Consider the following 11,486-nt stretch of genomic DNA (forward strand, 5'->3'; position numbering starts at 1 on the left):
ATCAAAGGTACGTACAACTCTGGTTCGCGGATCACAGGAGATGCCGTGGAAACCGGAGTCGGAAGTCACCTGCTTGAGCCCGCATCGGTGCGTGAGCGAAGTGAAAGTACCTGCAGGTGACAGTCAGATACGTAAGTTTCAAACCCCCACATTGGAGAGTTCCATGCGCGACCCGCGCTCGGTGCGTTGCACCTACTACCTAGAATCCGAAATTGATCCGGCGAAGGCCGCCGCCATCATGGCTGGCGAACAGTCCAGCGGCACCTTCCTGCCGGTGCCGGGCGAATCCGCCCGGATCCGGGAGCGGCACGCGGCCCTGATCTCGGATGTTCAGGAACTCGGCTTTTGCCGCCCCTCCCTGCCATCACGGGCGAACCCGGAAAAGGTCCGCGCCGCGTTGGTAACCGTTGATTTCCCGATGGAGAACGTCGGCACCGACCTGGCAACCCTGCAGACAGCCATCGCGGGCAATCTCTTCGAACTGGGCGACCTGTACGCCTGCCGGCTTCAAGACATCCAGCTGCCTGAGGACTTCATCGCCGCCCATCCAGGCCCGGCCTTCGGTATCGAGGGAACCCGCAAGCTCATCAGCGATGTCCAGGGCGTCATGGTCGGCACCATCGTCAAGCCCAATGTCGGGCTTTCCGAAGATGAATTCCGACTGGTGGTCCGCGACCTGGCGATGGCGTCCATTGACCTGATCAAGGACGATGAGCTCATGACCGACCCGGCGTATCTGCCGTTGGAACGCCGGGTTGCGGTCGCCACCGAGGAGATCCGCGCCGCCGAGCAGGTCACCGGCCACTCGACCATGTATGCCTTCAACATCACCGGCGACCTTGCCGGACTGCGCCGGCGCCACGACCTGGTCGTTGAAGCCGGTGGCCGCTGCGTGATGCTGAACATTCCCGTGATGGGAATGCCCGCCCTGGCATTGTTGCGCTCCTTCGCCGAGGTTCCGATCCACGGCCACCGCGCAGGCCTGGCGGCCTCGATGCGGTCCAAGGCCCTGGGCATGGACTACCGGGTCTGGCAGCAGATGGCCCGCCTGGCCGGCGCCGATCACCTGCACGCCAGCGGGCTCGGCAGCAAGTTCTACGAACTCGACGAAGAAGTCGCCTCTAACATTCGCAGCCTGCTCGTGCCTCTCGGACAGACCATTGCACCGCTTCCTGTTTTGTCGTCGGGGCAGAACGTCACCACCCCGGGCCCCACCTTCGACGCGGTGGGTTCCACCGACCTGATGATGCTGGCCGGGGGCGGCGTCGCCGCCCACCCGGACGGACCCGGCGCCGGAGTGCGCAGCCTGCGCCAGGCCTGGGAAGCAGCCGTGGACGGAGTGCCACTGCACAGCGCAGCGGACAAGCTCGCCCAAAGCGGGGACAATGCTCTCCTGCACGCAGTCCAGACATTCGGGAAGGGCGCCTGACATGCCAGCTTTCGGTTTCGTCGCAGACGACCTCACGGGAGCCGCTGACGTCCTCGCCCAAGCCCACCGCTACGGGCTGGAAGCCGCCCTGGTCATCGGCGACGCCCCACTGCCCACGGACACCGACGTCGTCGGGTTCGCCGGCCCGGCCCGCTCCCTGTCCGGAACAGCCTTCGACAACCTGGTCATCAGGGACCTCGCTGGCATCGCCTCACTGAACCTGGAGGTACTGCTCTACAAGGTCTGCTCCACCTTCGATAGCTCCACTACCATCGGGAGCATCGGCCGCGGGATCCAGCTGCTTCACGAGCAGTTCCCGCTGCACGGACCCATCCCGGTAGTCCCGGCCCAACCTGCTTTTGGCCGGTACACCGCGTTCAGCAACCACTACGCAACTTATGCGGGCCAGATCTACCGGCTGGACCGTCACCCGGTCATGTCCCGCCACCCGTCCACCCCTATGGCCGAGGCGGACCTGCGCCAGGTGCTGGCCGAACAGCTCGACGACGCCCAGGTGCCCGGGGCGATCCACCTGCCCGCCTACCAGGACGGCACCTTTAAGGACGGCTGGGCGGAACGGCGCCGGGAACCCGGGGCGAAGGCCTTCGTTGTCGACGCCGTGGACGAACACCACATGGACGCCATCGCAGAAGCCCTCACCCGGGAAGAACACGGTCACGGTCCATCGATCGTCGTCGGATCCGGCGGCATCATGGCAGCATTGGCACGTTCCATCTCGGATCAGGCCCCACGCATACCCGGCACGCAGAAGCCTTCCGGACCGGTGCTGGCCGTCAGCGCCTCGGCCTCCAGCACCACAGCGGAGCAGATCAACGACGCAACCTCCCATGGCTGGGAAGACGTCCCGGTCCCTGCCGAGCTGCTGCAGCGCGATGACCCCGCACTGGTCGCCGCCCTCGATGAGCGCGTCGCGGCCGCCCTCCGGGCAGGGCGCAACGTGGTCGTTCACACCACCCGCGGCGCGTCGGACCCGCGCTACGGCGCGAGCACACCCGTGGACGCCGGCTACGTAGGCACCCTGATTGGCGGCATTGCCGCCCGTATGGCAGATGCCGGGCTAACCCGGGACATCGCCGTCTGTGGTGGGGATACCTCCAGCCACGCACTCATCGCCATGGGCGTGCGCCAACTCCGGGTGTCCGACCAGTTCGTCACCGCCGGCCCCATCCTGCGCGCCGACGGAGCCTCCGCCGTCGGCGGATCCCGGCTGCTGCTCAAAGGCGGACAGGTAGGACCCACCGACATCCTGCGCCGCTTTGCCGGCCAGCTCCCCAGCTAACACTCCAGACAATTCCTCCACGCATCACCAGAACCCATGAAAGGCGGCCCCCATGCGGGCAGTAGTTAAGAACGCAGCCGAGCGAGGCGTCACATACGTCACCGACGCCGGTGACCCCAAGGCAACAGAAGGCTCCGTCGTCATCGAAGTCGGCGCTGCCTCCCTGTGCGGCACCGACCGCGAACTCTACGAATGGACCCCGTCGGCCCAGGCGTTCAACCTCAACCTCCCGGTCACCTTGGGGCATGAAGGCGCAGGAACCATCGTCGAGGTCGGCCCTGGTGTTACCGGGCTGCAGGTCGGCGACCAGGTCGCCCTCGAAAGCCACCTCACCTGCGGACAGTGCTTCCCCTGCCGTACCGGCGACGCCCACACCTGTGAACGCACCGGCATCCTGGGCATGCACATCGATGGCGTTTTCGCCGAATACGCCGCCGTGCCGCAGGACATCTGCGTCAAGCTGCCCACCGGCCTTTCCCTCGAGTCGGGCGCCCTGCTCGAAGCAGCGGGCGTCGCCGTCCACGCCATCCAGCGTGCCAACTACTCCGTCGCCGGCCGGGCAGTGCTCGTCAGCGGCGCAGGGCCGGTCGGGCTCGTCGTCGTGAACCTGGCCCTGCTCATGGGCGCCTCCCACGTCATCGCCGTCGACCCCAACCCCTACCGCCGGGCCCAGGCCGAAAAACTCGGCGCGATCGCCCTGCACCCCAATGACGGCATCGTTGAGCGCTGCCGCGAGCTCACCGGGCGCCGTGGTGGCTTCGACGTCGCCTTCGAGTGCTCCGGAGCACCCGGAACTTTGGCCACTCTCTTCGAAGCGGTCCGCCGGGAAGCGACCGTCATCACCGTCGGGCACCCCAGCCGCCCCGCTGAGGTCGACATCGCCGCCTACATCAACAAAAAGGGCATCACCCTGCGCGGGATCTTTGGTCGCCGGCTCTGGGAAACCTGGGAACAGAGCCTTCTGCTCCTTGATTCCGGCAAGCTCGAGCTCGACTGGCTCATCACCCACCGCAAAAAGCTCAGCGAGATTGACGAAGCCGTCGAACTTCTCACCGGCGACGCCTGCAAAGTCTTGCTCATCCCTGGCCTCGGCTAACCCCACAAACAAGGGAACTGACGGTCCGAACCGCAGTCCCAAACCACTCAGCTATTCAACAGGAGAAATCAATGTCGATTCCCATCAAGAAAGCCCTTGAAAAAGTCCCCGGCGGCATGATGCTGGTGCCCCTTGGCATCGGTGCCGTCATCCACACCTTGGCCCCGGACGCCGGTAAGTTCTTTGGATCCTTCACGGGGGCCTTCTTCACAGGCCTGGCGCCGCTGCTGGCCGTGTTCTTTGTCTGCCTCGGCGCGACGCTCGAAGTGAAATCCACGCCCTACATCCTCAAAAAGGGCGGCGTCCTCCTCGGTTCCAAAATCCTCTTCGCCGTCCTCATCGGCGTCATCGCCGGACGCTTCCTCGGCGAAGCGCCCATCGAACACGGAATCCTCGCCGGCCTTTCAACCCTCGCGCTCGTCGCAGCCCTGAACGACACCAATGGTGGGCTCTACATCTCACTTATGGGCCAGTTCGGCCGCAAGCGCGACGCCGGGGCCTACTCCATCCTGTCTCTGGAATCCGGCCCCTTCCTGACCATGGTCACCCTCGGCATCGCCGGCCTCGCAGCATTCCCCTGGCAGGCACTCGTCGGCGCCATCCTCCCCCTTGCCCTGGGCATGCTACTGGGAAACTTGGACAAGAACATGCGGCACCTCCTGGCTCCACTGGTCCCCGCAATGGTGCCGTTCCTGGGCCTGTCCCTCGGCCTGACCATCAACCTCAACGCCGTCGTCGAAGCCGGGCTGCTCGGCATCGCCCTCGGACTGTTCGTGGTCTTCGTCGGCGGAGCGGTGCTGCTCCTCGCCGACAAACTCACCGGGGGTGACGGCGTAGCAGGCCTTGCCGCAGCAACCACAGCCGGTAACGCCGCGCTTGTTCCCGCCATTATCGCCACAGCCAACCCGGTCTACGCCCCGGCAGCAGAACACGCCACCGTCCTCGTGGCAGCCTCGGTCGTCGTCTCCGCTGTGCTCTGCCCCATCGTCACCTCGGCATGGGCCAAAAGGGTCCAGAAAAAGGCCGGCCCTCAGGACATCGAAGACAACGCCGTCGAGGAGGCGCCGGCCCCCAAACATGCAGACAGCACCCCGGAACTGACCTAGCAGTAAACAAAAAGAAGGAGCGGGGCGTGCACAATGTACGCCCCGCTCCTTACTATCCGCAGCCGGCTAAGAGATACCTCCAGTCAAGGCGGAAGTCCGTCGCGAAAGGCCCCGCTGAAGTTCAGCATCAGGCGGAAAGCCAGTCATGAAAGGAACAACAATGAGTGCGCAACCACAAATGGCGGATTTCCCCACGCTTCCAGCCGGAGCCCGCCCACTGAGCTATTACAACTGGATCCACCTCAACCCCGGCGACAGAATCATCGTCAAACGAAGCGGATTCGCACCCGAACAAGGCACCGTGGACGAAGTCAGCGAAGATGCCAGCTACTTCTGGGTCTGGATCGACGGCCAAAGCCGAATCCTGATCTTTCACGGCGACGGATCTGCCATTCACAAGGTCCTTCCCTAGCCTTCGGCCCGGCAGGCGGTCATCCCTGCGACGCACCCAAGAAAGCGAACCAGTATTCCACTGGCCGACTACGCCGCCCCACTCCGGAGGAAGATGACTTCTTCGGAAACGTCTGGCGGCGGTTCCGCCAAAACGGCAACGTGTGCTAGGAGAACGGTTCGCCAGGCATCCAGACTCGGTGTTCCGTCTTGAAAAACAAAAGCTTTTCGAGACACTGTTCCAGGCGTCGGAGGAGCCAGCTGCGGACTGAGAAACCCGGGCTAGCCGATGTCCCGGAAACACGTCTCACGGTAAATCGTCTCAGCATAGCCTCATGACGGACTTTTTGAGTCAGAATGGCCTGATGGGGCAATTGGGCTACACACGGGTGAGTACTTCGAACCAGGATGCCCAGCTGCAGCTCGACGCTCTGCTCTCCGTCGGCGTGCAAAAGCGCGACGTCTTCGCCGACGTAACCTCGGGAAGTAAGACGGCGATCGAACGGCCCGGGATGAAGAGGCTCCTCGAGTACGCCGAGGAGGGCGACACCGTCGTTGTGTGGCGGGTTGACCGGCTGGGCCGGTCACTGATCGACGTGCTGAACACCGTGAACCTGCTGCGCGAACGCGGCATCCAGGTCCGATCCATCTCAGACGGTATCGACCCGGCGACCTCCACAGGCCGGCTGATGCTGAACATGCTCGCCACCTTGGCCGAATATGAGCGCGAGCTGATCGTCGAGCGGGTCAATGCCGGCATCGCTGCCGCCAGACATAACGGAACGCGCTTTGGCCGTCCGCTGACGGACCCGGTTGTCATTGCGGACAAGCTGGCGATCGCGCAGGACGCCCGGGCGAAGGGACGCACCGCGGAAGACGCCGCCCGTCTCGTTGGGTGGAGCCGTGCCACTCTTTACCGCCACCAGCAAGCCCTCGCCGCCCGCGAGAGCACCAGAACGTAGGTAATCCTGAACGGCGATGAGCGCTGGAAAGTCCTTCGACTCTACGTCGAGGACCAGATCCCGCTTGCCGCCCTCGCCCGCGAAACCGGAATCAGCACCCGCACTCTTCAACGCTGGCTCCGGCTCTACCGGACTGGTGGCGGGAGTGCTCTTGACCAGCATCCACGCGCCGATGCCGGCATGCGTCGCACAGACGCAGGAACGGTTAGATTTATCGAGGGACTCGCGCTGACCAGACCGCGCCCGAGTATCGCAACGTTGCACCGACTTGCGGCGGCCGAAGCGGGCAGACGAGGCGCCCAGGCGCCGAGTTACTCCGTGGTCCGCAAGATCGTCCAGGCACTGGACCCCGCCCTGGTGACCCTGGCTCTCGAAGGTCCCGCATCCTACCGGGACCGGCATGAACTTGTCCTTCGCCGCCGCGCCGACCGCCCAAACCAAATCTGGCAAGCGGACCACACCCAACTCGACATCCTCATCAACGGCGCCAACGGCAAACCCGACCGGCCCTGGCTGACGACAGTGATGGACGATTACTCCCGGGCGCTCTGCGGCTACACCGTCTTCACCGGTGCGCCCTCAGCGCTCAACACAGCCCTCGCCCTCCGGCAGGCCATCTGGCGCAAGAGTGATCCCAGCTGGGCAATGTGCGGACTGCCCGACATCCTGCACGTGGACCACGGCTCCGACTTCACCAGCCACCACCTTGAACACACCGCCATCGAGCTGCACATCCGCATCATCCACTCGACCATCGCCCGGCCCCAGGGCCGGGGAAAGATCGAGCGGTTCTTCGGGACCATCAACACCGAAGTTCTCCCCACCCTCCCCGGACATCTGGGACCGGGGAACAGGAAACCCCAGCCCGCACTCGATCTCCCCGGACTGGATCGCACCATCGGAGACTTCGTCGCCGCCTACAACGACCGGCCCCACAGCGAGATCGGTATTTCACCACGGGATGCTTGGGTCGCCGACGGCTGGCTTCCCCGGATGCCCGAAAGCCTGGAGGACCTCGACGGACTCCTCCTGACAGTTCCAAAGAACCGAACCGTGCAACGCGACGGCATCCACTTTCAAGGCCAGCGCTACCTCTCACCCACGCTCGCCCCTTTCGTGGGGCAAACCGTCACCATCCGCTACGACCCCCGGGACATCTCCGAAATCCGCGTCTACGATCACGACACCTTTATCTGCGTCGCCATCGACGAAGACCACCCCAACCTTCGACTGAGTCTGCGGGACATCGAGGCCGCACGCAGAGCGCGCCGGAAAGAACTGCGCCGCACCATCAACGACCGCATTCCAACAATCACCAGCCGAGAAGAACCGCACATCACTGAACCAGTACGGCGCCGCCGCCGACTTCGCACCTACGAAGAGGACGAATGATGAACACCACCTTCATCGTCACCAAAGAACACCGACGCTTCACCGAGTTCGCCAACACAGTCCGAAAAGAACGAACAATAGGCATCTGCCACGGAGACGCCGGCATCGGTAAAACACTCTCCGCGCGCCGCTACGCCAACTGGGATGACCTGGAGCCTTACATCACCGAATGGGGACCACGCGGCGACCAGGACGAAAAGCACTACACCCTCGCCAACCGCTCACGCACAGTCTTCTACACCCCGGACGTTCTCTGCCGTCCCAAAACCCTCATGGATGACATACACCGATACCAGGTGAGAATCGGCTCGTGCATTGATGAACACCTGCATAAACTCGATGCCGCACCACGCTCGATGAACAGAGTCACCCAGCTCGTGGAGCTGCTCATCATCGACGAAGCCGAACGCCTCAACGCCACAGCCCTTGAGCTCCTCCGTGATAACCACGACCGAACCCACCTTCCCATGATCCTCATCGGCATGCCTGGCATAGACCAACGATTCCGGCACTATCCCCAGCTTTACAGCCGTCTTGGCTTCTCCCACCGATACCGCGCCCTTGGCAGAGACGAGCTCCTCTTTGTTCTGGACCGACATTGGAAACGGCTCGGCCGGACCCTCGACCCCGATGACTTCACCGATGCCCAGGCAATTGCCGCAGTAGAGCGCATCACCCGAGGCAACTTCCGTCTCCTCGAACGGCTATTCCCCCAGATCACCCGCGTCCTCAAGATCAACCAGCTCGAAACCATCACCGACGACGTCGTGGAAGCAGCAGCAAGCATCCTCGTTGTCGGGAACTAGCGACACAGAGCGAAAACAGAACGCCGCCACCTACCGGACAAGTCCACATGCCCGGCCCTCGCCGAACGGAATTTGCTCCACTGGGCCCACTACATGTGGAATCTTCATCGGACCGGCACCTGCGGGAGCACCGTCAAGGGCAGCGAAGTCCGGAACTGGCCGGGCGTGAGCGGATCATCGCGTTCACTCCAAGGATCCACGTAGCTGTCCACGGACGCCTGCATCGCCGCATCCAAGCGGGCCGCGATTCCTTCGGAGTCGTCCAGGATCACGCTGCGGATCTTGTCGATGCCAACCCGTGGCACGAACGCATACGTCCGTTCCAGCCAGTTGGCGTTCTCCCGGTAGTACTGCATGAAACGACCCGCCAGGAGCGTGACTTCCTCGGGCGTATCAACCGTGACCAGCAGATCGCCCTTGCGGATGTGGGCGCCGGCCGCTCCCCCAATATAGATTTCCCAGCGGCCTCCTTCCACCGCAACGACGCCTACGTCCTTGACCAAGGACTCCGCACAGTTCCGCGGGCAACCGGAGACCGCGAGTTTCAGCTTTGCCGGCGACTCAATGCCCTGGAATCGGGTTTCCAGCGAGATGCCCAACCCAGTGGAATCACCCGTGCCAAAGCGGCAGTAGTCCTTCCCTACACAGGTCTTCACAGTGCGGAAACTCTTGCCATAGGCGTAGCCGGAGGGCATGTCCAGATCGGCCCAAACCTGTGGAAGGTCCTCCTTGGGAACGCCCAGGAGGTCGATCCGTTGGCCACCGGTCAGCTTGATCATAGGGATGTTGTGCTTCTCCGCGACGTCGGCAATCGTGCGGAGCTGCTGCACCGACGTCACGCCACCCTTCATCTGCGGAACCACGGAGAACGTGCCATCGCGCTGGATGTTGGCGTGCACGCGGTCGTTGATGAACCGGGCGTCGCGCTCGTCGATGTACTGCCCTGCCAGCATCATCTTTAGGAGCGAAGCCAAGCCCATCTTGGATTTGGCGTCCTCCGCGCTCCCAGGAGCCAAGGCCGCGAAAACCTGTGAAACAGAGCGCAGCCCGAGTTCCCGGATCCTGGACATCAGGGCGGCCTTGTCCAGGGGAATACCCGGGACGTAGTAACTCGCGGCCGGGTCCACCTCCACAGCTCCACCGGCAGCCCATTCCACTACCTGCGAAACCAGCAGTTTGCACGAACCACAGCCTTTGCCGGCCCGGGTCGCATCCATGGCTGCCGGCACTGAACGGCAACCACCCTGCACCGCGGCAACTAGCGTTCCTTTGGAAACCCCATTGCAGTTGCAGACCTGTGCCGAATCCGCCAGCTCCGCCACACCTTCCTCTTCACCCGGCGAGCCGAGATCGAACATCAGCGAGAGCCGCTCTTCCGGGAGCGGAAGGCCCTGGTCAAAAGCCTGGGTCAAGTAGGCAACCTTGCGGCTGTCACCAAGGAGGGTAGCCCCCACCATCTTGTTGTCCCGGATCACGATCGACTTGAACACACCGCGGCTCGGTTCCGAGAAAACAATGTGTTCATCCGTGTCCCGTTCCGGGCCCGGCAGTCCCATCGAAGCGACGTCGACGCCGGCCACCTTCAGCTTGGTGGCTGTCCGGGAACCCAAGTACACCGATGAATGATCGACGCCGGTGACCTGGTCCGCCAGAACGGCGGCCTGCTCCCACAACGGTGCCACGAGCCCGTACACCTCGCCCCTGTGCTGCACGCATTCCCCCACGGCATAAATGTCCTCTTCGTCCATAACGCGCAGGTGGTCGTCCACCACGATGGCCCGTTCGACTGGCAATCCACTCACCACGGCGACATCCACGTTGGGCCTGATGCCGGCAGTCACAACCACCATGTCGCAGTTCAGCTCAGTATCATCACGTAGCCGCACGCCGGTGATCCGGTCCTGGCCCAGCACGGCCGTGGTCCGGCCTCCCGTGTGGACCTCGATGCCCAACGCCTCGACGCTCCGCCGCAGTATTGCGCCGCCGTCGGGCCCTATTTGCGCATTCATGAGGTGTCCACCCGAGTGGACCACCGCCACGCCAAGGCCATACGCCTGCAACCCCCGGGCAGCCTCCAGCCCCAGCAATCCGCCGCCAATCACCACAGCCCGGCGGTGATGCTCGTGCTGGGCGAACTGGACCATCTTGCGGGTGTCATCCATGGTCCGGAACGTGAAGACCCCGTGGCGCACCGATCCGCTGGGCGTGTACAAGCCATCCATCGGGGGAAGGAACGAGTGGCTCCCGGTGGCGATGATCAGCACATCGTAGGGAACCACCCTGCCATCGGCCGCAAAGACGTGTTTGCTGTACCTGTCTACGCGCTCCACCCGAACCCCGGCGTGCAGGGTGATGTTGTTTTCCCGGTACCAAGGCAGGGCGTTGAGGAAGATGTCCGCATCGTTTTCCTCCCCTGACAGCACGTGGCTGAGCATGATTCGGTTGTAGTTTCCGTAGGGTTCGTCGCCGAAGATGGTGATGTCGAAAGCGTCCCCGCCGCCGCGGGCCAGGATCTCTTCCACCGCGCGGGCACCAGCCATGCCGTTGCCGATGACCACGAGCTGCCTTTTCATCAGTGCTCCACCATGCCCAGGTCCACCACCACGGAGCCCCGGACACCGGCGGGAGCCGCGATAAACAGTTCGATCATCGAGCCACCGTCGATATCTTCCACGACCCTCAGCGGAACGTGCACATCGCCTTTGGCCCCGATGGGGAAATACCGCATGGGGACGCCGTCGCGCATCAGGACAACCGTGATGAGTTCGGAACTGGAGTTACCGCCCCGGAAGTAGAGCGTCTGGTTCACGACGCCGTCCGGGACAAAGTGCGCCAGCTCGCTATGGAGGGGAACCGGCTTTTCCACACCGATGCCTTCAAACGGAAAAATGCCCTGGAGGAAGAGGTTCTTGGAAATCACGGAAAGATCCTTTCGGCCGGCTTCCTTCCATGGTGCTCCGCCGTTGTTTCAGGACGCTTGATGCCGTGTTTCCATACGCAGGACA

The 11,486-nt window shown here is 63.5% G+C and carries 10 protein-coding genes; 8 read left to right on the forward strand and 2 right to left on the reverse strand.

From position 1 onward, the window contains the following. Positions 1-163: 163 nt before the first annotated feature. From LDN75_RS19585 to LDN75_RS19620, 8 genes are all read left to right on the forward strand, one after another. Entirely contained in the window at positions 164-1,429 is a 1,266-nt protein-coding gene (locus LDN75_RS19585) for a RuBisCO large subunit C-terminal-like domain-containing protein (protein ID WP_223934363.1), read from the forward strand. 1 nt (position 1,430) lies between these two features. Next, positions 1,431-2,729 carry a four-carbon acid sugar kinase family protein gene (locus LDN75_RS19590; protein WP_062073630.1) on the forward strand — a complete coding sequence of 433 codons (1,299 nt, stop codon included), beginning with the start codon at positions 1,431-1,433 and terminating at the stop codon, positions 2,727-2,729. 52 nt (positions 2,730-2,781) lie between these two features. Then, positions 2,782-3,825 carry an alcohol dehydrogenase catalytic domain-containing protein gene (locus LDN75_RS19595; protein WP_223934364.1) on the forward strand — a complete coding sequence of 348 codons (1,044 nt, stop codon included), beginning with the start codon at positions 2,782-2,784 and terminating at the stop codon, positions 3,823-3,825. A 71-nt stretch (positions 3,826-3,896) separates the two neighbouring features. After that, the gene (locus tag LDN75_RS19600) at positions 3,897-4,931 is read left to right on the forward strand and encodes a 2-keto-3-deoxygluconate permease (RefSeq protein WP_223934365.1); all 1,035 of its coding nucleotides are present in this window, start codon (positions 3,897-3,899) and stop codon (positions 4,929-4,931) included. Positions 4,932-5,091: 160 nt separating this feature from the next. Continuing rightward, positions 5,092-5,343 (forward strand): hypothetical protein, encoded by a 252-nt coding sequence (locus LDN75_RS19605; protein ID WP_223934366.1) that lies wholly within the window; start codon positions 5,092-5,094, stop codon positions 5,341-5,343. 343 nt (positions 5,344-5,686) lie between these two features. After that, a complete protein-coding gene (locus LDN75_RS19610; protein ID WP_223937637.1) occupies positions 5,687-6,283 on the forward strand; it encodes a recombinase family protein in 597 nt (198 codons plus the stop codon). Between the two features lie 6 nt (positions 6,284-6,289). After that, the gene (locus LDN75_RS19615; protein ID WP_223937638.1) at positions 6,290-7,675 is read left to right on the forward strand and encodes a Mu transposase C-terminal domain-containing protein; all 1,386 of its coding nucleotides are present in this window, start codon (positions 6,290-6,292) and stop codon (positions 7,673-7,675) included. Next, complete coding sequence (locus LDN75_RS19620; protein ID WP_223937639.1) at positions 7,675-8,481, forward strand: AAA family ATPase; 807 nt, start codon at positions 7,675-7,677, stop codon at positions 8,479-8,481. The genes LDN75_RS19615 and LDN75_RS19620 overlap by 1 nt, the downstream gene beginning before the upstream one ends. A gap of 104 nt (positions 8,482-8,585) precedes the next feature. Here LDN75_RS19620 and nirB read toward each other — a convergent pair whose 3' ends face one another. Beyond that, the gene (gene nirB / locus LDN75_RS19625) at positions 8,586-11,054 is read right to left on the reverse strand and encodes a nitrite reductase large subunit NirB (protein WP_223934367.1); all 2,469 of its coding nucleotides are present in this window, start codon (positions 11,052-11,054) and stop codon (positions 8,586-8,588) included. Continuing rightward, complete coding sequence (locus tag LDN75_RS19630) at positions 11,054-11,401, reverse strand: molybdopterin oxidoreductase (protein ID WP_223934368.1); 348 nt, start codon at positions 11,399-11,401, stop codon at positions 11,054-11,056. The genes nirB and LDN75_RS19630 overlap by 1 nt, the downstream gene beginning before the upstream one ends. Positions 11,402-11,486: the final 85 nt, after the last annotated feature.

It is taken from the genome of Arthrobacter sp. StoSoilB5 (genome assembly GCF_019977235.1).
Lineage (GTDB): Bacteria > Actinomycetota > Actinomycetes > Actinomycetales > Micrococcaceae > Arthrobacter.